This window comes from Bacillus sp. MT94 (genome assembly GCF_058792475.1).
Genome location: NZ_JBXAEZ010000008.1, coordinates 62,070 through 83,624 on the forward strand (window position 1 = coordinate 62,070; position 21,555 = coordinate 83,624).

General features: G+C 36.1%; 20 protein-coding genes and 1 other annotated feature. Of the genes, 5 read left to right on the forward strand and 15 right to left on the reverse strand.

Annotated features, from left to right (window positions below; all coding sequences use genetic code 11):
- Positions 1-20: 20 nt before the first annotated feature.
- The 3 genes from lepB to AC1Q51_RS23855 all read right to left on the reverse strand — a co-directional run bounded on the left by lepB (position 21) and on the right by AC1Q51_RS23855 (position 2,486).
- Positions 21-557 carry a signal peptidase I gene (gene lepB / locus AC1Q51_RS23845; RefSeq protein ID WP_000983310.1) on the reverse strand — a complete coding sequence of 179 codons (537 nt, stop codon included), beginning with the start codon at positions 555-557 and terminating at the stop codon, positions 21-23.
- Positions 558-734: 177 nt separating this feature from the next.
- Positions 735-1,415, reverse strand: a complete 681-nt coding sequence (locus tag AC1Q51_RS23850) for a lysoplasmalogenase (RefSeq protein ID WP_001051080.1) — start codon at positions 1,413-1,415, stop codon at positions 735-737.
- A gap of 120 nt (positions 1,416-1,535) precedes the next feature.
- Positions 1,536-2,486: a DMT family transporter gene (locus AC1Q51_RS23855; RefSeq protein ID WP_000845702.1), complete on the reverse strand. Its 951-nt coding sequence runs from the start codon at positions 2,484-2,486 to the stop codon at positions 1,536-1,538.
- 271 nt (positions 2,487-2,757) lie between these two features.
- Between AC1Q51_RS23855 and AC1Q51_RS23860 the strand changes: the two genes are divergently transcribed.
- Positions 2,758-4,683: a heavy metal translocating P-type ATPase gene (locus tag AC1Q51_RS23860; protein WP_001083755.1), complete on the forward strand. Its 1,926-nt coding sequence runs from the start codon at positions 2,758-2,760 to the stop codon at positions 4,681-4,683.
- A 187-nt stretch (positions 4,684-4,870) separates the two neighbouring features.
- Here the strand turns inward: AC1Q51_RS23860 and AC1Q51_RS23865 are convergent, their stop codons facing one another.
- Genes AC1Q51_RS23865 through AC1Q51_RS23875 form a run of 3 tightly spaced genes read right to left on the reverse strand, consistent with a single transcriptional unit; the run spans position 4,871 to position 6,777 of the window.
- Entirely contained in the window at positions 4,871-5,737 is an 867-nt protein-coding gene (locus tag AC1Q51_RS23865; protein WP_001226536.1) for a YihY/virulence factor BrkB family protein, read from the reverse strand.
- Between the two features lie 6 nt (positions 5,738-5,743).
- Positions 5,744-6,259 carry a DUF4075 domain-containing protein gene (locus AC1Q51_RS23870; RefSeq protein WP_001085387.1) on the reverse strand — a complete coding sequence of 172 codons (516 nt, stop codon included), beginning with the start codon at positions 6,257-6,259 and terminating at the stop codon, positions 5,744-5,746.
- A gap of 53 nt (positions 6,260-6,312) precedes the next feature.
- Complete coding sequence (locus AC1Q51_RS23875; RefSeq protein ID WP_000250916.1) at positions 6,313-6,777, reverse strand: low molecular weight protein-tyrosine-phosphatase; 465 nt, start codon at positions 6,775-6,777, stop codon at positions 6,313-6,315.
- Positions 6,778-6,951: 174 nt separating this feature from the next.
- Here AC1Q51_RS23875 and AC1Q51_RS23880 point away from each other — a divergent pair, with 174 nt between their 5' ends.
- Together AC1Q51_RS23880 and AC1Q51_RS23885 are read left to right on the forward strand one after the other, a co-directional pair.
- Positions 6,952-7,176 carry a DUF1128 domain-containing protein gene (locus AC1Q51_RS23880; protein ID WP_000366196.1) on the forward strand — a complete coding sequence of 75 codons (225 nt, stop codon included), beginning with the start codon at positions 6,952-6,954 and terminating at the stop codon, positions 7,174-7,176.
- Between the two features lie 192 nt (positions 7,177-7,368).
- Positions 7,369-10,035, forward strand: coding sequence for a cation-translocating P-type ATPase (locus AC1Q51_RS23885; protein WP_000073697.1), 2,667 nt, complete (start codon positions 7,369-7,371; stop codon positions 10,033-10,035).
- A gap of 35 nt (positions 10,036-10,070) precedes the next feature.
- Here the strand turns inward: AC1Q51_RS23885 and AC1Q51_RS23890 are convergent, their stop codons facing one another.
- From AC1Q51_RS23890 to AC1Q51_RS23920, 7 genes are all read right to left on the reverse strand, one after another.
- The gene (locus tag AC1Q51_RS23890; protein WP_001064413.1) at positions 10,071-11,153 is read right to left on the reverse strand and encodes a toxic anion resistance protein; all 1,083 of its coding nucleotides are present in this window, start codon (positions 11,151-11,153) and stop codon (positions 10,071-10,073) included.
- Positions 11,154-11,171: 18 nt separating this feature from the next.
- Positions 11,172-12,803, reverse strand: coding sequence for a YceG family protein (locus tag AC1Q51_RS23895; RefSeq protein ID WP_492331773.1), 1,632 nt, complete (start codon positions 12,801-12,803; stop codon positions 11,172-11,174).
- Positions 12,804-12,912: 109 nt separating this feature from the next.
- Entirely contained in the window at positions 12,913-13,704 is a 792-nt protein-coding gene (locus AC1Q51_RS23900) for a TerC family protein (RefSeq protein WP_023520991.1), read from the reverse strand.
- A 72-nt stretch (positions 13,705-13,776) separates the two neighbouring features.
- Positions 13,777-14,355, reverse strand: coding sequence for a TerD family protein (locus tag AC1Q51_RS23905; RefSeq protein ID WP_000236649.1), 579 nt, complete (start codon positions 14,353-14,355; stop codon positions 13,777-13,779).
- A gap of 85 nt (positions 14,356-14,440) precedes the next feature.
- Positions 14,441-15,025: a TerD family protein gene (locus AC1Q51_RS23910; protein WP_000146729.1), complete on the reverse strand. Its 585-nt coding sequence runs from the start codon at positions 15,023-15,025 to the stop codon at positions 14,441-14,443.
- Positions 15,026-15,047: 22 nt separating this feature from the next.
- Positions 15,048-15,644 (reverse strand): TerD family protein, encoded by a 597-nt coding sequence (locus AC1Q51_RS23915; RefSeq protein ID WP_001121586.1) that lies wholly within the window; start codon positions 15,642-15,644, stop codon positions 15,048-15,050.
- A gap of 128 nt (positions 15,645-15,772) precedes the next feature.
- Entirely contained in the window at positions 15,773-16,651 is an 879-nt protein-coding gene (locus tag AC1Q51_RS23920) for an ROK family protein (protein ID WP_090978242.1), read from the reverse strand.
- 201 nt (positions 16,652-16,852) lie between these two features.
- Here AC1Q51_RS23920 and AC1Q51_RS23925 point away from each other — a divergent pair, with 201 nt between their 5' ends.
- Positions 16,853-17,830, forward strand: coding sequence for an LPXTG cell wall anchor domain-containing protein (locus AC1Q51_RS23925; protein ID WP_098284452.1), 978 nt, complete (start codon positions 16,853-16,855; stop codon positions 17,828-17,830).
- A gap of 115 nt (positions 17,831-17,945) precedes the next feature.
- Here the strand turns inward: AC1Q51_RS23925 and proS are convergent, their stop codons facing one another.
- Both proS and AC1Q51_RS23935 read right to left on the reverse strand, forming a co-directional pair.
- Entirely contained in the window at positions 17,946-19,376 is a 1,431-nt protein-coding gene (gene proS, locus AC1Q51_RS23930; RefSeq protein ID WP_090978240.1) for a proline--tRNA ligase, read from the reverse strand.
- A 47-nt stretch (positions 19,377-19,423) separates the two neighbouring features.
- Positions 19,424-19,630: a binding site (T-box leader), on the reverse strand.
- A 93-nt stretch (positions 19,631-19,723) separates the two neighbouring features.
- Positions 19,724-20,017: a YesK-like family protein gene (locus AC1Q51_RS23935; RefSeq protein ID WP_141553430.1), complete on the reverse strand. Its 294-nt coding sequence runs from the start codon at positions 20,015-20,017 to the stop codon at positions 19,724-19,726.
- Between the two features lie 153 nt (positions 20,018-20,170).
- Here AC1Q51_RS23935 and AC1Q51_RS23940 point away from each other — a divergent pair, with 153 nt between their 5' ends.
- Positions 20,171-21,484: an alkaline phosphatase family protein gene (locus tag AC1Q51_RS23940; protein ID WP_090978238.1), complete on the forward strand. Its 1,314-nt coding sequence runs from the start codon at positions 20,171-20,173 to the stop codon at positions 21,482-21,484.
- Positions 21,485-21,555: the final 71 nt, after the last annotated feature.

Sequence of the window (21,555 nt, forward strand, 5' to 3'; positions counted from 1 at the left end):
ACTAAAATTTGCTTGGTTTTTTACTTTATTATTTTCATATGTTCAAACGGATAATAAATGCCTGCTAACTTTCCTAACACATCTTCTCTATCAATAAAACCTAAACCATTTCTACTATCTTTACTTATTAAGCGATTATCTCCCATAACAAAAATCTTATTTTTAGGAACTGTAATCGGTCCAAAGTCCTCTGTTAAATTCATAAGTTTTTTTTCTGCTTGTTTTTTATTACTATCCAAATACTCTTCATCTTTCACTTCAGAATTTACATATAATTGATCATTTCTCATCTCAATTATATCTCCAGATAATCCAATCACTCTTTTGACATAAAAATTATCTGTTTTCACAACAATAATATCTTCTCTCCCATAGCTTTCAAATTGTTTTGCTAACTTATTAACAATTACCTTATCTCCATCTTGCAACGTTGGCCTCATAGATGCTCCTTTTACAGTCGTAGGGAAAAACACAAAAATTTTCGCCAAAAACACCAATAAACATGCAATTGCAATAGTTCCAAAGAATTCACGCCAACGTTTTTTCTTTTGCATCATTTCACCATCTCATCATCTTTTTACTTTTATTATAAATAATACAACCGTTATTTTTCTACAAAATTCTGAATTATAAAATTATAATATTAGAAATTTCAAAATGGCAATACTGATCAAATTAAACAAGCAAAAAAGATACTCTCAAAATAGTCTATTCACTATTTTGAGAGTATCTTTTTATAATCCCACATATACAATACACATTTGAGCAGCTACATATGTAAACCAAATCCAAAGTGGCTCATACTTCAATTTACGCCCTCCGATATCTGTCACGCCAATAATAAAATCAGAAATCACAAACAGTAAACCACCAAACGCTGGTATCCACCATATTCCTGTATTTTCATAATATAAGGCGAATGCAAAGCAAGCCATTCCTCCAACCCACAATCCGTAAATTAGAGCTCCTATCGTAAACAATTTATCCTGTTTATCATTTCGGATAAAGAAGAACCATCCTACAATTAGAAAGAGCCCATATACGAGTAAGCCAATCCAAAAACCATTCCACGAAATTCCTGTTTGCAAAAATGCTTTTACATAAAAACAATGAGCAAGAGCGAAAGTAACCATCCCACCAATTAACCTGTGACCAATTGGAATCAGCCCAGCCATAAACAAATCTCCCACAGTCGATAAAGTCATACCAAGTGCAACCCACGTACTATACTCTACAGATGGATCTTGTAACCATATCCAAATTGCACTACCTGTTAAAGAAAAACTAAGAATAAGACGGATTGCTAAAGGTAACGGCATATTATCTTTCGTTCTTTTTGTCTGCCGCATTGCATAAATTGCACCAATTAAAAAAAGAAGTATTTGCCCAATTAACACCACGTAAAGTAGATTCATAATATGTTCTCCTCAATAAATGCTTTTTGTATCTTTTTTCGTTACACTTAGTCTATTATCCTTTTTCTATAAAAAAAGAAGAACAGTACTGTTCTTCCATTGTAATCGCTTTTCTGCTTTCTATGCTACTTGTTTTTCTTTCTCTATTTTTTGCTTAGCTGGCGTCCGATTTACCACAATAATTCCCGCGGCTACACATGCTAAACCGAGTAACACAAATGAATGAATTGCTTCACCTAAAATCATGCTCGATAATAACACACCAAATACGGGTATAAAGAACATATACATAGATACTTTTCCAACCTTATTGTACTTCATAATTGTATTCCAAATGCAAAAACCAGCTGCAGATAAGAAAGATAAATAAATCAGCATAAGTAGTGCATGTAGACTAAATGTAAATGGCATTACTCCAACTTGTAAAGCCCCTATACATAATAATCCTATAGAACCAAACATCATTTGGTATGCTGTCATATAGCCAACATCTAACGTTTTACTACCTTCTTTCGCTAATATGTTTCCATATGAATACAGCATTGCTGCACTAAGAAGTAATAAGCTTCCGATTCCAAAATGAAATGATAAGCTACCATCACTTGGCATATTTACTAAAACGACGCCACAAAAGCCAATCGATACGCCAATTATTTTTCTCATATTGAGGGCATCATCTTTATATAAAAAATGGGCGAGTAAAATTTGAAAGAATGATGATGTCCCTGAAATGATAGCTCCTTCAATTCCCGAACTATAACTCATTCCAATATAAAAACAGATATATTGAAGAAACGTTTGGAATAAACCAATTTGTATTAACTGTTTCCCCGTTCCTTTTTTGAAGCTCATATCTTTTCCTAACACTTTAAAGAATAATAAGAGCATGAATCCAGATAAAAAGAAACGATAACCGGCAAATAATATTTGCTCTCCAACTTCTTGTGGTTGAATTCCAAGTTCAACATAACTTAATTTAATAAAAGGAAATGCGCTTCCCCATAAAAAAGTTGCTACTATTGCAGCAATAAATACGCCAATCGGATGGGTAAAAAATTTCTCTGTCTTCACTTGTTGTCTTCCTTTCCGACCTTTTTATGAACAATATTCATATATACCAAAGGAATTGCGAAAACACAAGTTTTCCGTTTATACTTGAAACAAAACCGTACCATCTCATAAAAACATATGATATACTATAGAATAATTACAACATAAGAACGATTAAAAACAGATTCAACAGAAATGCTGCTATCCATTATGGATGGCAGCTTTCGTCGTTTTATAGGGGTTTCGATTTTGATTATTTTTCTCAATAAGAATTCGGAAGGAGCGAGTAGTAATGAACTCAGAAGTAAAAACGTTACACGCAAAAGAAACAATTTCTCATCCCTCTTTATGGGACACATTAAAAAAACATTATGAACTTGTATTTGCAGTAGCATCTGGTATTTTTATTTTAGTTGGTTGGTTATTTACAAAGAACGATGCAATGAATGTAGGTATTACTTGCTATATCCTTGCTTATATAGTTGGTGGATATGCAAAAGCAAAAGAAGGAATTGAAGATACGATTGAAGAAAAAGAGCTAAATGTTGAAATGCTAATGCTCTTTGCAGCTATTGGTGCTGCAATTATTGGCTACTGGGCAGAAGGGGCTATTTTAATCTTCATCTTTGCACTCAGCGGTGCTATGGAATCTTATACGTTAAGTAAGAGCCAAAAAGAAATTTCCGCTCTTCTTGACTTACAGCCTGAAGAAGCATTACGTATTTCCACCGGAACTGAGGAACGTGTTCCTGTTGGAGAGTTACAAATTAACGACATTATTTTAATTAAACCCGGTGAACGTGTTCCTGCTGACGGTACGATTCATAACGGTGAAACAAATATCGATGAGGCAGCAATCACAGGAGAACCTATTCCAAATGAGAAAAGACATGGCGATGAAGTATTTGCCGGTACTGTAAATTTACGTGGTGCTATCGAAGTTAAAATTACGAAGCCGAGCGATCAAACATTATTCCAAAAGATTATCCGTCTCGTCCAAAGTGCACAAAGTGAAAAATCACCATCACAACTATTCATTGAAAAGTTTGAAGGAACATACGTAAAAGGTGTACTACTCGTTGTTGCGCTTATGATGTTCGTTCCTCATTTCTTACTTGACTGGAGCTGGAATGAAACGTTTTATCGCGCTATGATCTTACTTGTAGTCGCATCTCCTTGTGCGCTCGTAGCTGCCATTACACCAGCTACGTTATCAGCCATTTCTAACGGAGCGAGAAACGGTATTCTCTTTAAAGGCGGTATACATTTAGAACGCCTTGCTTCTGTGAAAGCAATCGCGTTTGATAAAACAGGAACATTAACAGAAGGTAAACCTACCGTAACAGATGTATATGTTCGAGAAAATATAACAGAAAAAGAAGTACTTTATATTACAGCATCAATTGAAAGTCACTCTACACATCCTTTAGCTGAATCCATTGTTAAATATGCACAACATGCGTACGACATTACTTTAAAAAAACCAGAAAAGGTTGAAGATGTAACTGGTTTTGGTCTAAAAGGAATATTGGAAAACAACGCTTATAAAATAGGTAAAGCTGATTTTATCGGTGAAGAAACAAAGACATTTCATAATGGTATTTCTGCCTCACTTGAAAAAGAAGGTAAAACTGTCGTTTATATTAGTGATGAGGGAGGCATTCTTGGACTTATCGCTTTAAAAGATACGCTTCGCCAAGAAACAATAGCTGCTATTCGTGATTTACAAAGCATTGGTGTCGAAGCAATTATGATTACTGGAGATAATGAAGAAACGGCAAAAGCAATTGCCTCTGAAAGTAATATAAAGGAATATTATGCATCATGCTTACCAGAAACAAAAGTTGAAACGATTAAAAAGTTAAAAGAAAAATACGGTACAGTAGCAATGGTTGGAGACGGTATAAATGATGCACCTGCCCTAGCTACTGCTAGCATTGGTGTCGCAATGGGGGAAGGAACAGATGTAGCTTTAGAAACTGCAGATGTTGTACTGATGAAGAACGAACTATCTCGCCTTTCCCAAGCAATTCGTTTATCAAAACGAATGAACCGTATTGTGAAGCAAAACGTAATCTTTTCGCTAGCCGTTATTGCCATGCTAATTTGTTCAAACTTCTTGCAATTTTTAGCTCTTCCATTCGGTGTTATTGGCCATGAAGGAAGTACGATTCTTGTCATTTTGAATGGCTTACGATTACTAAAAGGAAGCAAATAAAACGGGTCCCTCATAGAGGACCCGTTTTTTTTAGTGATAGCTATTATGACCGTTCGCACTGCTACTCGTTTTATGCTTTGGATGCGAACTGCTCTTTTGTTTATTATTACTTTTATTATTATGGTTCTTTTTATTATTACTCATGAAATATCCCCCCTGTTCCTTTTTATTATGGAACAAGAACTCATTATTCATTACGGGAATTATTGTCACCGGTTCTATAATGGTGGAGTAAACCATTAATTTCACCGCCAAGTAAAATTACCCATCCAGTTAAATAAAACCATAACATTAAAATAATGATACCACCGAGACCACCATATGTATTGGCGTAATTCGCAAACTTATCTACATAATAAGCAAATGAGTAAGACACCACAATCCATCCTACAGTAGCAAATAACGCCCCTGAAATAACTTCTCTTCTTTTTAACTTTCGATCTGGTGCAAATGTATATAAGAAACTAAACAAAGCAAATAGTACGAAGAAACTCGCTACTAATCGTGTAATGCTCCATACGAAAGAAAAACTATCTGATAAACCGAGTGCTTTAAACACTGCTGCTCCAATAACTTGTCCGAATACCGGAACAATTAAAGCAAAGACAATCATAAAAATAATAGCTAATGTAAACACAATTGATAACGCTCTTGTTGTAATAAAAGAACGTGTTTCCTTTACGTCATAAGCGCGGTTAAAAGCATTCATAACCGCATTAACACCATTTGAGGCAAACCATAACATGGATAATAAACCAAATGATAATAAACCACCATTTTGCTGGTTTACAACTTTATCTACATTTACCTCAATTAAGTTCATTGCATCATCTGGTACATAAACCTCTAATAAACTAAGCACATCCTCTGTTTGAATGGGAATAAATCCAAGAAGCGTAATTAAGAAAACGAGCCCAGGAAAAATTGCAAGCAAGAAGAAATAAGCGAGCTGTGCTGCCAAGCCCGCTACATCATCGCGCATCGTCCGGTCATATAAATCTTTACCAAACGAATAAGTACGATTTCTTCTCACCTTTTCTAAAATTTTTCTCATATATGTTTAAACGCTTTTCTTCTCTTCTTTATCTTGCTTTAACTCAATGTACGCTTCAGTTTTTTTTTCCACTGCATTTGAGTCTTTTATAAATAATTCACGCGCTTCTTTCATACCACCATCTTCAGCAACTACTGGCTCTTCTTCTGCTTTCAGCTCATCTACCTTTGGAGATACAGCTTGAATTTCAATCGTTTCTGGCTTTTCTTCTGGCTCAACTTTTTTCTTACTAAAAATTTCTTTCGTTTCTTTTAACGTCTCTACAACAGATGGCGTTAATTTTTTAATTTCTGCTACTTTCGCTTTTACCACATTGAAATCAGCAAGTTCGCGTCCTTTATCTGTAACAGTTTGCACTTTTTCTTTGATCTTTGCATTTTCACCAATTTCAATCATCTTTGTTTTTGCTTTTTCTGCTGTATTTTTTACTTTTTCACGGTTTTCTTTCTTTAACATGGATACCGCTACACCTGCAGCTACACCAATCGCAATGTTTCGAGCAATATTATTTTTCTTTGCCATATTCCTTCACCCTTTCATTTCTTATGTTAGAAAGTATTTCTTTCTAAGCTTCCTCATATTCCTTGTTCATTTCGAATGAAAGCTAATAGCTTTGCACACCCTTCTGTTACAAGGTCATATACTTCTTGGAAATTCCCTGTATAGTAAGGGTCAGGAACGTCTGTCCAGCCACCGTCTGGAACAAAATCGGACAGCCTACCAATATAGCCTCCAGTTTTACCTAAACTTTTTAAATCTGCTATATTCTTGTTGTCCATGGCAATAATATAATCAAACTTTGTTAAGTCTTCTTTTTCTACTTGCCTTGCTTTAATTCCTTCAAAAGTGACTGCATTTTCTTTTAAAATTTTTTGTGTTCCTTTATGTGGCGGATGGCCAACATGCCAATCTCCAGTTCCTGCAGAATCAATGACAATTTTCTCTTCAAGTCCCTCTTTTACGACAAGATTTCGAAAAATCGCTTCTGCCATCGGAGAACGGCAAATGTTCCCAAGACAAACAAACAATACTTGAACCATGTTTTTGTTTCTTCCCTTCTTGGTGCATTTCTTCATATATACTTATAGTATAAACAACCAATTATGAAATATAAAGGAAATCCCTACTAATTTAATAGGATTGAAAAGATCCATTAACGAAAATGATAAAAAATGTTAAGATAGCCTTATGTTATTTTAAAGGGGGACACTTCGGTGGATTTATCCGTAAAGTCAGAAGAAAACGTTGAATACATGGTCGAAGCTATTAAAGAAAAATTACGTATGGTTAATGCTGGAGCGATGAGAGCTGCTAGTTTTAACGAAGAAATGTACGAAGATTTACGTGATATTTATGATCATGTTATGAAACGTGAAACATTCAGCATTAGTGAAATGCAAGCTATTACAGAAGAATTAGGTACATTAATTAAAAAGTAAAAAAGCCTCTCTTATATGAGGCTCTTTTTTATTTCCAACAAATTCATGACAACTCTTCTCTTTCCCTCAACCAACTGTAAAATATTGTACAATAGAAGTAGAACCTCACCTTAGATTTTTTCTCCATACATACTACTCACAAATAATAGCAACACTACCATTGCTAACTGTTTTTACTGGAGGTGCTTACTTATGAGCAATTGGTACAGTAAGACGAAAGATCAAACATTGATTGACCTAGAAACAAACGAACAACACGGTTTAACAGATGAGATTGTAAGTGAACGTTTAAAGCAATACGGTTCTAATGAATTAGCTACAAAACAAAAACGCACTTTATGGCAGCGTATTTTCGCCCAAATTAATGACGTCCTCGTATATGTCCTTATTATTGCTGCCCTTATTTCTGCCTTTGTAGGTGAATGGGCGGATGCCAGTATTATCGCGCTTGTTGTAGTTTTAAATGCTGTTATCGGTGTTGTCCAAGAATCGAAAGCAGAACAAGCTTTAGAGGCATTGAAAAAGATGGCAACACCTAAAGCTATCGTCAAGAGAAATGGTGAACTAAAAGAAATTCCATCTGAGCACGTCGTTCCAGGGGATATCGTTATGCTCGACGCCGGACGATATATCCCATGCGATTTACGCCTTATTGAAACCGCAAATTTAAAAGTTGAAGAATCTGCTCTAACTGGTGAATCTGTCCCTGTTGATAAAGATGCAATCTACCACCCTTCCATGCAAAGTGATGAGCAAGTACCACTCGGCGATCAAAAAAACATGGCATTTATGTCCACTCTTGTAACATACGGAAGAGGCGTCGGTGTTGCTGTTGAAACTGGAATGAACTCACAAATTGGTAAGATTGCTACCCTTTTACATGAAGCAGACGATGATATGACACCACTTCAAAAAAGCTTAGCACAAGTCGGAAAATATTTAGGCTTTGTCGCTGTAGCTATTTGTATCGTTATGTTCCTCATCGGTTTTTTACAAGGCCGGGATACGTTAGAAATGTTTATGACTGCTATTAGTTTAGCCGTTGCAGCTATTCCAGAAGGCTTGCCAGCTATCGTTTCCATCGTTCTTGCAATTGGTGTGCAACGTATGATTAAACAAAACGTTATCATTCGGAAACTACCAGCTGTTGAAGCCCTCGGTTCTGTCACAATTATTTGTTCAGATAAAACAGGTACGTTAACGCAAAATAAAATGACCGTTACTCACTTTTATAGTGATAACACATACGATCGCTTAGAAAGTTTAAATGTAAATAATGATGCGCAACGTCTATTGTTAGAAAATATGGTGCTATGTAATGATGCTTCTTACACTAACGAATCACAAACGGGAGACCCGACTGAAATTGCACTTCTCGTTGCTGGAACCACTTTTAACATGCAAAAAGATCATTTAGAAAAAATACATGAACGTGTTAACGAAGTACCTTTCGATTCAGATCGTAAAATGATGTCAACCGTACATACATACGATGAAAGCTACTATAGCATGACGAAAGGCGCTATTGATAAGCTCTTACCTCGATGTACCCATATTTTTAAAAACGGCAAAATCGAGATTTTAACTGATTCTGATAAAAATCAAATATTAGAAGCTGCCGGAGCAATGTCTCAAGAAGCTTTAAGAGTACTTTCATTCGCATTTAAACAATACAATTCAAACGATGTGGATATAAATCATCTTGAAGAAAATCTTATCTTTATTGGTCTTGTCGGTATGATTGATCCACCACGAACTGAAGTGAAAGATTCAATTACAGAATGTAAAAAAGCCGGTATTCGCACAGTTATGATTACTGGTGACCATAAAGATACCGCCTTTGCAATTGCCAAAGAACTTGGCATTGCTGAAGAAATATCGGAAATTATGATTGGAACTGAATTAGATAACATTTCTGATACAGAACTAGCTAGCAAAATTAATCATTTAAATGTATTCGCTAGAGTCTCTCCAGAGCATAAAGTGAAAATTGTAAAGGCATTACGCGCGAAAGGAAATATCGTTTCTATGACTGGTGATGGCGTCAATGATGCACCATCTTTAAAGCAAGCCGATGTCGGCGTAGCGATGGGCATTACAGGAACAGACGTTGCAAAAGGGGCAGCGGATGTTGTGTTAACAGATGATAATTTTTCATCTATCGTGAAAGCTGTTGAAGAAGGTAGAAATATTTATCGCAACATAAAAAAATCAATTCTCTTCCTACTCTCTTGTAACTTCGGAGAAATTATCGCTTTATTTTTAGCAATTTTACTCGGCTGGGCAACACCACTACGACCTATTCATATTTTATGGGTGAATTTAATTACAGATACACTGCCTGCATTATCACTTGGGGTTGATCCTGAAGATCCAGATGTGATGAAGGAAAAACCACGACATGCAAAAGAAAGCTTATTTAGTGGCAGCGTTCCTTTCCTAATTTTCAATGGAGTTATCATTGGACTTTTAACGCTAATAGCTTTTATCGCCGGAGCAAAATTCTATACTGGAGATACAAATTTATTCCCTCTTTTCCCAGAGCGAATTGATGACGATGCTCTATTACACGCTCAAACGATGGCATTTGTCGTCCTTAGTTTTTCTCAGCTCGTTCATTCATTTAACTTGCGTTCAAGAACGAAATCAATTTTTTCAATTGGGATCTTTACAAATAAATATTTAGTTTTCTCCCTTCTTATCGGTGTTCTTATGCAAGTTTGTATCATCTCCATCCCGCCCCTTGCAAATATATTCGGTGTACATGCATTAACGATGCGAGATTGGGGATTTGTTCTCTTATTGAGTATCATTCCACTTATTGTGAATGAGATTATTAAATTAGTGAAGAGAAACTAAAAGGCAATGAGGAATATTCCTCATTGCCTTTTCATTTATCCTTGTAATTCTTTTTTGATATTCTCCGTTAATGTAGCCATACGCTTGCGGCTTTCTTCACGCTCACGTTTATTTTGTTCTTCAATTTGTTGTGTTTCTTGCATACCTCTTGAAATAATGTTCCAAGTTTCCTCAAGCGTTTCCATCTTAATACTAGAAGAACCTGATAATCTCGCTACTTCTACACTTTGCGTTGCGATATTTTGTGCATTTTTCTTAAGTAATTCATTTGTACGGCGATCAAGTTCAGCCATAGAATCTGCAACAAGCTTTTGACGTTTCGCATTTACTGCTTGAATAATACCATTTTTAAAGATAGGAATCGTTGTAATAAATGCTGTATTGATTTTACCAATTAATTTATTATTACCACGTTGAATCATGCGAATTTGCGGCGCTGTAAGTAGCGCAACCATACGCGCTTTTTCTAAATCATCAATACGTTGCTCTAAAATTTCAACCGAGTTTTTAAGCGACTCTAATTCAATACCTGCTAATTGATCATTATTACGCACGCGCTCTTCATACATCGGAACTAATTCTGTATTTAAACGCTCTAATAGCATTTCTCCTGCTACTACGTACTTCTCTAAGTCTAAATAATATTTTAAGTTTTGCTCATACAAGCCATCTAACGTTCCAATTGATTTTTTCATCTCATCTTGGTACTTCGTAATTTCCACATAAACCTTATCAATTTCGCGGCCCATCGTTTGATATTTACTAAAGATTTGTTCTATCATTTTATCCGCTTTTTTGAACATGCGCGAGAAGAAACCACTTTTTTCTTCTGCAAAGTCTTTACTATCAAATCTGTCCATAATTTTACCAAGTTGCTTTAACAATTCACCAGAATCTTCTATCTTTGATAATGACATTGTATGTAAAATTTGATCAGCAAAACGCGAAATTTCCATAGAAGGTTCTTTTCCAAGTTCAATTAATTCCAATTGATCTTTAATATCTACTGCGTTATAAATACGTTGCACATCTGCATCTTGTCTAAGTTGCAAGCGAACATCTTGTGCGGTTTGCTCATTCAATTCAGTTTTCGAATCTAGTACGACTGGGTTATTCATATGGTATTCTCCCTTTCCTTATAAAAATGGACGAAATAGTCCTTTTATTGTTTGTGATAAATTTTTATAGGCTGATGAACCATGAAACTCAAGATCGAAATTAACTTCTTCAAGCCAATGGGAATCAAATGCTCCCGCTTCAACATATGGTTCAATATCGTTTCTGCCCGTGGGATTGAAATGGAATACATCTACTCCAATTTGATTTAAAAATAGTAATAAAACAGCGTCAGAACGAGTTAATTCTCCGCTCTTCTCATTATTAAATATAACAATTTTCGGTACATCTTGTGAATAATCAAATTTCTCAAGCTGTTCTAAAATATTGGGTGGTATTTGAGAAAGTTGTGCGAAAACATATAGCGCTACATCTTGTTTCGTCTCTTTCGCAATTGGTTTGCACATTTCACTTTCGCACGTATGGATAATCGCCTCTGCAATCCCATGTTGTAAACCTTCCGGTAAACGCTTATGCGGCCACCAATGGCTATTCATAATTAGATCAGGATGTAATTTTCCAGCTCGGTCCAATGCATCTCGATAATGATATTGGAAGTTTGCTTTTTGCTCTTTCGTAAACGGGAATGTATTAATTAATAAACTGTTATCAAATGATGTAACAGCCTTTAATCGTTGAAAATATTCTTTATCATTCTTTGAAACGCCTGATATTTTCGCAAATAAAGAAGGAATATAAATATGTTTATTTTCAACAAAGAATGTTGGACGTACAAATGCCTTTTCTTTCGTAATTAAAAAGAGTTCATCATATGTCGTTTTTAACGTACGTGCTACAGGTGTATACGAACGGAATTGCCACGGTTTATATAATAGTGAATTATCGTGGTGAAGTACTTGTTCAATTTCTTTCGAAGCTTGATACGCTACTGTTGCAACACGCTCGCGGCGGCGATCAGGGAATGGTTCAAGAGAAATGCGACCCGGATGGGGCACAATAAAAGTTCTTCCCTCTTCATCAATATTTTCAAATCCATCTTTTCCTTCGGGGTGATAATAAAGCACATCACAACCGAGCATAATAAGAAAATATAAGAAATATATACGGCTTTCCTGTGCATCACCATACCAAACGATACGTGGCATCTGTTTCTTATAATTAATCGTAGAGAACCACTTCGCTACGTAATTTTCGCTTAGTTTAATTATGTCGATTAAGAAACGACGGAAGCCTTCTGTCTTTAACGACTGATTATGTTGTTTCTCATATAATTTCAATACTGCAATAAACGTCGTATGTATGTAATGCTGTAAATCAGGGTTGTCTACTTTCGGTAAAAGTTGTTTCCCAGATAAGTGTGCAACTAACCTATTTACTGTCAGACCATTTGGTGCTTCTTGATGTAATCCGAACACTTCTTGAATATGACGAAGCTTTTCTGAATCAATCACTTTGTTTAAATTTTGTTCGTGTAAAACTTCGATTCCTTTCGCTTCACTATAATCAAACAGTCCATTAAAATATTCATCTACATCATTAGGAACGCCTAGGATTCGACATGCTATATAACTAAATTTCATCTCATTCTCTGTCAGCTCATATTGTGGGCGTTTTTCTAAAAGCGCTTCAAATTGCTTTAAATCTGATTCATCTTTTAATGCATATGGTTGAAGTGTAAAACGTGAAAACACAACAGTTCACCTCCAAAAACATTTACGTTTTTTCTAAGTCCTTCTTCTATTATAAACTATTTTTGGTTATAAAAAATGGGCGCTCGCAAAACGAGCAAACCCATTTCAATTATTTATTGTCTTCTTTAGTAGCTGCTACTTCTTCTTTAGCTTGTCCAGAATTCTTCATGTAGTGAAGTATAAATGTTGCTCCAAATGCTACAACTAAAATAATGAAGAACACTGTATGGCTTATTTCAATATGAATAACAGACAATAACATTTTTGCTGCAATAATTAAAATTAAAATATATGCTGTCGTTTCAAGTTCTGGAATACGCTCTAACAATTTTAAGAATACACCAGCGATACCACGCATCATTAAAATACCTAGCATTCCGCCTAATAGTAAAATCCAAACTTCATTAGATACACCAAATGCAGCAAGTACACTATCTACAGAGAATGCGATATCCATTAATTCAACCATCGCAACTGTTCCCCAGAAGACACCGAACATTCTGAAGAGAATACTATTTTGGTTCATACCATGAGATTCCTCTTCTTCTGCATTACCTTTTCTTTTATCAATGAAGTATTTAACTGAAAGCCACGCTAAGTAAAGTGCACCTAACACTTTTACCCATGCTAATTTAATTAAGAACATCCCGATTCCAATCGCAATAAAGCGGAACACATAAGCTCCAATAAGTCCATAGAATAACGCTTTTTTACGTTTTTCTTCCGGAAGGTGTTTTACCATTACCGCTAACACAAGTGCGTTATCAGCAGATAACAACCCTTCAAGTACAACAAGTGTACCTATTAATCCCCAAGATACTGGATCTTGCAACACTTTAATCCACATGTCCAAGTCGAAAAACTGAGCATACGTATCAAGGATTCCTTGCAAAATACTCATCTTACCTTTATCCCCTATTCTTTGCTAGATTTATAGAAAGGTCAAAAAAAGGAAACGAATATCGTTTCCTTTCTATGCATCCAAGCCATACGCTCTTACAAGCGCACCTAAACCACCTTGGAATCCACTTCCTACTGCATTAAACTTCCACTGTCCATTATGACGGTATAATTCACAAAAGACAACTGCTGTTTCGATGGAGAAATCTTCCCCTAAATCAAAACGAAGAACTTCTTCATTCGTCTCTTCATTCGCTAAACGAACAAACGCATTTCCAACTTGCCCAAAGTTTTGACTACGGCCTTCTGCATCATAAATCGTAACTGTAATAGCAATTTTATGAACATCTGCTGGAACCTTCTTCAAATCTACAACAAGTTGCTCATCGTCGCCTTCGCCTTCGCCTGTACGGTTATCTCCTGTATGTAAAACAGATCCACAAGGAGACTGTAAATTATTATAGAAAATAAAATCAGTTTCCTTCGTACATTTTCCGTTTGCATCTAATAAAAAGGCAGATGCATCTAAATCGAAATCTGATCCACCGTCATAAGATTTAATATCCCATCCAAGACCAATTACTGCTTTTGTTAAACCAGGGCTTGTCTTACCTAAATCGATTTTCTGTCCTTTTTGTAATTGAATAACCATCTATATTCACCTCTATATTTTTATCTTTAAAAATATATCCATCGGTATACACGCATTTCACCGATGGATATATAAATCAAATCTATTACTCTACATCTAAACCAAAATTATTACATAGAGACGCTAACCCACCTTGGAATCCACTTCCGATTGCATTGAATTTCCAGTCACCTGCATGACGATATAATTCACCTACTACTACGGCTGTTTCAATAGAGAAATCTTCTCCTAAATCGTAACGAATTAATTCTGCATTCTTTTCTTCATCTAAAATACGTACGAAAGAGTTAGAAACTTGTCCAAAGTTTTGGCTGCGTCCTTCTCCATCGTAAATCGTGATTGTGAAGCAAATACGTTCGATATGTGCAGGTACATTTTTCAAATCTACTTTAATCGATTCGTCATCGCCTTCACCTTCGCCAGTTCGGTTATCTCCTAAATGCTCTACAGCACCATTCGCACCTTTTGGGTTATTATAGAAGACGAAATCCTCTGCACCTGAAACTTTACCGTTAGCACCTACTAAGAAAATACTAACATCTAAATCGAAATCGTTTTGTCCATCATAACGATTCGTATCCCAACCAAGTCCTACAAGAACTTTTGAAAGACCTGGATTCGTTTTTGTTAAGTCTACCTTTTGTCCTTTTTTCAATGAAATTGATGCCATATACAATTCCTCCTCGGTTATTTTATTGATAACGTGATACAATCTCACTTAAGTTTTTATCTTGTGTTCCTTCTCCAACTGCTGAAAACTTCCATTCACTTCCGTGACGATACATTTCACCTGCAATTAGAGTCGTTTTGCCAGCATAATTATCCGATAAATTATAGCGTGCTAATTCTTCACCAGTTTGCGGGTTTTGAATACGAATATATGCATTACGAATCATCCCGAAATCTTGACGACGATTTACACAGTCATAAATATTTACAACGAATACTAAACGATTAATACGGCTCGGAACTTTATGTAATTCTACGAAAATTGTTTCGTCATCACCAGCGCCTTCGCCTGTTAAATTATCTCCTGAATGAATAATACTACCACAAGTAGAAAGTTTATTTCCGAAGTAAACTAAATCATTTTTGTTTAAAAAACGATCTCCTTCTAACATAACAACAGATGCATCACAATCTACATTTGGTTTACTTCCAAATAATGAAGACAGAAATCCACCTGATTGCCCAATTGGATCCCAGCCTAAGCCAACCTGTAGTTTTGCTACTTTTGGTTGTCCTTTCGTTAAATCGATCTTTTGACCTTTTTCTAAAATAATAGGCATGAAGTTTCTCCCTTTCTACAAAGCATTTTCCAAATCGGAAAATATTGTATTCTTCTCTTATATTGTAGCATTATTTACCTAGCGATAAAAAGGATAAATTCTCAGTTATATGAAAACATTCATATAATTTACTTATGATGATGTAAGAAGTGGTAAATAGCACCAATCATTCCTGCACAATTACCGTTTTGTGCAAGTTCAATCTCACAATTATTATAAATCTCTTGATTTAAGTATTTACTGACCTCCTCTTTTACTTCTTTTAAAAACTCATTTCCTCTATCGGTAATTCCTCCACCAATAATAATCGTTTCTGGATTAAAAATATAAGCAAGATTACTAATTCCGATCGCCAAATGTTTAAAGAAGATCCCAACTGCTTGAGCAACTTCCCAATCTCCTTTATCATACAACTCGAAAATTTTTTTCCCATTCCACTCGCCTTTGCCTTTATATTTTCTTACAAGCCGAATTAATCCTGAAATCGAAGCAACCTCTTCAAACGTTTTTCCTTCTATTAACATATTCCCCCATTCACCAGCACTAAATGAATGTCCTCGGTACAATTCTCCATCTATAAAAATTGCTCCTCCAATTCCTGTTCCAAGGGTGAGCATAATAAAGTTCTCTTTCTCTCTTCCACTACCATTCCACTTTTCTCCAAACGCTGCACAATTCACATCATTGTCAATCGATACTGGAACTTTTAATATCTCTTGCAATCTATCAATAATAGGAATAGTACTATATCCCGGAATATGATCCGCACCTCCCGTCACAATTCCTTTATTAATATCAACAATTCCCGTAGTGCTAATACCAATTCCTGTAATAGTATGTTCATTCATTATTTTTTTGGATACATATATAAGTTTTTGAATAATTTGTTCTCCGCCTAAATGAATTTCTGTTGCAACTGTTTTACGCTTTAATACTCTCCCTACTTCTGAAACAATGCCATACTTAATTTGCGTACCGCCAATATCAAACGCTATGTACTCTTTCATCTACTGCCACTTCCTCTACCGTTATGAATGTAAATTCCCCGCCTCTACTATTTGTAGGAAATCTACATTAACTCTTTTCTGCTTTGACAAATACACCACCTTTTTCTATATATAGTTTTTTTTGCATAAAACTCTTTTTCCTAAGAAATATTACAAAGGGATGTATTTTAGATGGAATATTAATTTCTTAGGAGGAAAACCATGACGAAAATCTTCATTTTAGCATCAACACTCTCTTTATCTTTTTTTAGCGGTTTAAATATCGGTAATGCTGCAACTGAGAACTTCCAACCATTAACAAACGCTATTGTACAAAATAGCGATCATTTTGCCGAAGGAAATTTAAAGGATAATAATAAACCTCCAGGAAATAACGGTTCTCAGGACGATAGTAGTTCTGGCGGCAGCGGCTCTGGCGGCAATGGTTCCGGCGGTAATGGTTCCGGCGGTAACGGTTCTGGTGGCAGTGGCTCTGGTGGCAATGGTTCCGGCGGTAACGGTTCTGGTGGCAGTGGCTCTGGTGACAACGGTTCCGGCGGTAACGGTTCTGGTGGCAGTGGCTCTGGCGGCAATGGTTCCGGTGGTAACGGTTCTGGTGGCAGTGGCTCTGGCGGCAACGGTTCCGGCGGTAACGGTTCTGGTGGCAGTGGCTCTGGCGGCAATGGTTCCGGCGGTAACGGTTCTGGTGGCAATGGCTCTGGTGACAATGGCTCTGGTGACAATGGTTCTGGCGGCAGTGGCTCTGGTGACAACGGTTCCGGCGGTAATGGTTCTGGTGGTAGCGGCTCTGGCGGCAATGGTTCCGGTGGTAATGGTTCCGGCGGTAACGGTTCTGGTGGCAATGGTTCCGGTGGTAACGGTTCTGGTGGCAATGGCTCTGGTGACAATGGTTCTGGCGGTAACGGTTCTGGTGGCAGTGGCTCTCAAGGTGGCAATCGTGTTAAAGGTGATAGCAGTTCTCAAGGCGGTAATGGCTCTCACGGCGGCAATCGTGTTAAAGGCGATAGCAATTCTCAGAAGGGCAACGGTTCTCAAGGTGGTAATGTAAAAGATAATACAAAAAAACAAGGTGATAAATTACCTAATACTGCAACGCATTACCCTATATCTATTTTAATGGGTCTTTCAACATTCCTAATTGGTATGTTACTGTTTATTCGTCGTAAAAACGTAAAATAAGAACAACATCCTTCCATCTAAAGAATACATGAAATACTGTATAAAACCAAAAAGGGCTTTGGATTGCATTTTATTATGCAGCCCAAAGTCCTTTTTATCCCCTATCAAAAGAGTATTAATATGCTTTTCCCCAATACACCATTTGTTTAGCTTCTTTACCACAACAAATACATTCTTCAGCTAAATGCTCTTGCTCAAAAGGCATACAACGTGAAGATACTCCCACCTCTTCTTTTAGTTTCTCTTCACAAGCCAATTCCCCGCACCACATCGCTTTAATAAAGCCTTGCTTTTCGTCAGCTACTTTTTTCATCTCTTCGAAATTTGTCACAGCATACGTATTCTCATCGCGAAATGCTTTTGCTTTATTAAATAAAGCAATATGAATTTCTTCAAGTAATGCTGGAATACGTTCTTCTAATTGATCCATTGGTACAAACTCTTTTTCCTTCGTATCTCTTCTTACAAGTACAACTTGATTCTTTTCAATATCTTTAGGGCCAACTTCTAATCGAATTGGAATACCCTTCATTTCATACTCATTAAATTTCCAACCAGGCGTTTTATTACTAGCATCTATTTTTACTCGTGCAACCTTTTGAATATGTCCTTGTAACTCTGTTGCTTTTGCTAAAACTCCTTCTTTATGCTGAGCAATTGGTACAATAACAACTTGCACTGGAGCGACTTTTGGTGGCATTACAAGTCCATTATTATCGCTATGAACCATTATTAGCCCGCCTATCATTCTTGTTGATACACCCCAAGATGTTTGGTGCACATATTGCCATTTACCGTTACGATCTAAAAACTTAATATCAAATGCTTCTGAGAAATTCGTCCCAAAGTTATGAGATGTTCCTGTTTGAAGCGCTTTTCCATCATGCATTAAACTTTCAATTGTATAAGTTGCCTTTGCTCCAGCAAACTTCTCTTTTTCTGTTTTTTGTCCTTTAATAACTGGTATCGCTAAATAATCCTCACAGAAAGAAGCATATAAGTTTAAAATATTTAATGTTTCAGCCTGCGATTCTTCTGCCGTTTCATGGATTGTATGACCCTCTTGCCATAAAAATTCAGTCGTACGAAGGAATGGTCTAGTTGTCTTCTCCCAACGAACTACTGAACACCACTGATTATATAACTTTGGCAAATCATTATAGGATTGCACAATTTTTGAAAAGTGCTCACAGAATAAAGTTTCAGATGTAGGACGTACACAAAGTCTTTCCGCTAACTTTTCATCCCCGCCATGTGTAACCCATGCTACTTCAGGAGCAAATCCTTCAACATGATCCTTCTCTTTTTGCAATAAACTCTCTGGGATAAACATTGGCATATATACATTTTCATGGCCAGTTTCTTTTAACTTCTCATCCATCACCTTCTGCATATTCTCCCATAAGGCATAACCATACGGACGTAAAATCATGCACCCTTTTACACTTGAATAATCAACAAGTTCGGCTTTTTTTACAATATCGGTATACCACTGCGCAAAGTCCTCTTCCATCTTCGTAATGGCTTGCACTTGTTCTTTTGCCATAGTCAGTCTTCCTCCTTCTAGAAAATACAAAAAAGCCCGCGTCCCTAAATAGGGACCGAGCTTTGCCGGCGTTACCACCCTGATTCATGCACAAAAATTGCGCATGCTCTCTTTTTGATAACGGGAAATTCCCGCTGCATATGCAGAACTCAAAGGCAGGTTCCATATTGCCTTTTTAAGAATCTTTCAGCCTGGCGGATTCTCTCTCTGCTAAAAAGGTTGAATATGTACTAGTCCTTTTTCATCGTTATAACGAAATAAATTTGTTGATTATCATAATACAAATTCTTTTTTAAAACAATAGCTAATTTTCTTATTATTATATATTCTTTTCATTTTTTACAGTTTTATACGTAGCTTTTTCGAGAGATTTTTACAAGTTGATGTGCAATCATACCAATAAGTGTACCTAGTAGAACGAAGAAACCAATAAATCCATATCCCATTCCTTCCCACCCACCAATAAACATCATGGTAACAGGAAATGATGCTAAGCAAAGAAGTATTACAATCAGTGCAAATATAATATCAAACTGTTTGTCTGGAAAACGTTTCTTTAGTAAATATGAAATAGCAAATACAAGGAGAATTGTGATGCCACCAATGATGTAAAATATACCGAATCCATCTAACCAGTCCATACTATTCCCTCCGTCCATAGATTCCCTTATACTTATTATATGTTTAATTTTTCTGAAAATAAACAATAAATTTTATTCAGAAACATATTTTTATTACTAGGTATTAATAGTAATATATAAGAATAGGTTTTATATAATTAGGAGGATTACTTTATGGATAAAGCATTAACGAATCGTGTCATTATTTTATCATTCGACTGTTTATCAGCTTTAGATTTTCCTATACTACAAAAACTACCTCATTTCCAATCTCTAATAAAAAAGGGCACGGTTGTCGAAAAAGTAGAACCAATTTATCCTTCTGTAACATATCCAAGCCACTCAACAATCGTAACCGGTAATTACCCTAACAAGCACGGTGTTGTTAGTAATACGTTACTTCAACCAGGACGTGAATCACCTGATTGGCATTGGTACCGAAAATCGATAAAAGGAACAACATTGTATGATGAAGCGCGTAAAGCAAATTTAACGACAGCTGCCCTTCTATGGCCTGTTACTGGGAGAGCAAACATTGATTACAATTTACCAGAAATTTTCCCCAATAGACCTTGGCAAAATCAAGTGTTAGTTTCCTTATTTAGCGGTAGCCCACTATACCAATTAGATTTAAATCTTCGTTTCGGCCATATAAGAAATGGTTTATCACAACCAGAGCTGGATGATTTCGTCCTCGCCTCTGCTGTACACACCATTCAGACGAAAAAGCCTAATGTTATGTTCGTACATTTCACTGATTTAGACACGCAAAGACATTATCATGGCTTTGAATCTAACGAAACAATAGCTGCAATTCATAGACATGATGAGCGGCTCGGGAAAATTATTCAAACTTTAAAAGACAGTGACCTATACGAAGAGAGTACAATTATCGCTCTTGGTGACCATAGCGCTTTAAGTGAAAACAAAGCGATTCAATTAAATGTGCTATTCCAACAAAAAGGCCTCGTATCTATAAATAAAAAAGGGCTATTAGTAGATTGGAAGGCCTATTGTCAAAGTTGCGACGGGTCTGCCTATGTATATGTGAAAGACAAAAATGATACGGATACAATTCGAGAAGTACAACTACTCCTTGAAGAACTGCTGCAAAATAAACAGAATGGAATTGAATTTATACTTCATGATGAAGCTGCGAAAGACTGCGGTGCAGATGGTAATTGTTTATTTATGTTAGAAGCGCAAGAGGGGTATTATTTCACTGAAAACTATACAGGAGATTTTATAAAAGAAATTACTGAAAAAGATGTTACGCCTAGTAAAAAATATACATTTGGTACGCATGGATACTCTCCAACAAAACCTAACTATGAAACAATTTTTATCGCTGCTGGAAAAGGAATAAAAACCGGCGTTACCGTCCCGTATATGAGACTTATTGATGAAGGTCCAACTATCGCTAGACTACTCGGTTTACACTTAGGCGAAACAGACGGATCAATTGTAGAGGATTTACTCCAATTGTAAAGAACTGTGTATATATGTAAAAGTTCTGTAAAAATCATCACTGTTTCTCTTTTTATAATTTTTATTTTTGT

Coding starts and splice junctions, on each gene's coding strand:
- AC1Q51_RS23900 (WP_023520991.1), bottom strand. CDS start 13,704: ATGAGTATTTTGCAAGGAATCCTTGATACGTATGCTCAGTTTTTCGAC.
- proS (WP_090978240.1), bottom strand. CDS start 19,376: ATGGCAAAAGAACAAGTGCAAGCCATTACGAAGATGGAAGAGGACTTT.
- AC1Q51_RS23940 (WP_090978238.1), top strand. CDS start 20,171: ATGGATAAAGCATTAACGAATCGTGTCATTATTTTATCATTCGACTGT.
- AC1Q51_RS23885 (WP_000073697.1), top strand. CDS start 7,369: ATGAGCAATTGGTACAGTAAGACGAAAGATCAAACATTGATTGACCTA.
- AC1Q51_RS23865 (WP_001226536.1), bottom strand. CDS start 5,737: ATGAGAAAAATTTTAGAAAAGGTGAGAAGAAATCGTACTTATTCGTTT.
- AC1Q51_RS23935 (WP_141553430.1), bottom strand. CDS start 20,017: ATGGACTGGTTAGATGGATTCGGTATATTTTACATCATTGGTGGCATC.
- lepB (WP_000983310.1), bottom strand. CDS start 557: ATGATGCAAAAGAAAAAACGTTGGCGTGAATTCTTTGGAACTATTGCA.
- AC1Q51_RS23890 (WP_001064413.1), bottom strand. CDS start 11,153: ATGAATAACCCAGTCGTACTAGATTCGAAAACTGAATTGAATGAGCAA.
- AC1Q51_RS23860 (WP_001083755.1), top strand. CDS start 2,758: ATGAACTCAGAAGTAAAAACGTTACACGCAAAAGAAACAATTTCTCAT.
- AC1Q51_RS23850 (WP_001051080.1), bottom strand. CDS start 1,415: ATGAATCTACTTTACGTGGTGTTAATTGGGCAAATACTTCTTTTTTTA.
- AC1Q51_RS23910 (WP_000146729.1), bottom strand. CDS start 15,025: ATGGCATCAATTTCATTGAAAAAAGGACAAAAGGTAGACTTAACAAAA.
- AC1Q51_RS23925 (WP_098284452.1), top strand. CDS start 16,853: ATGACGAAAATCTTCATTTTAGCATCAACACTCTCTTTATCTTTTTTT.
- AC1Q51_RS23915 (WP_001121586.1), bottom strand. CDS start 15,644: ATGCCTATTATTTTAGAAAAAGGTCAAAAGATCGATTTAACGAAAGGA.
- AC1Q51_RS23875 (WP_000250916.1), bottom strand. CDS start 6,777: ATGGTTCAAGTATTGTTTGTTTGTCTTGGGAACATTTGCCGTTCTCCG.
- AC1Q51_RS23905 (WP_000236649.1), bottom strand. CDS start 14,355: ATGGTTATTCAATTACAAAAAGGACAGAAAATCGATTTAGGTAAGACA.
- AC1Q51_RS23920 (WP_090978242.1), bottom strand. CDS start 16,651: ATGAAAGAGTACATAGCGTTTGATATTGGCGGTACGCAAATTAAGTAT.
- AC1Q51_RS23870 (WP_001085387.1), bottom strand. CDS start 6,259: ATGGCAAAGAAAAATAATATTGCTCGAAACATTGCGATTGGTGTAGCT.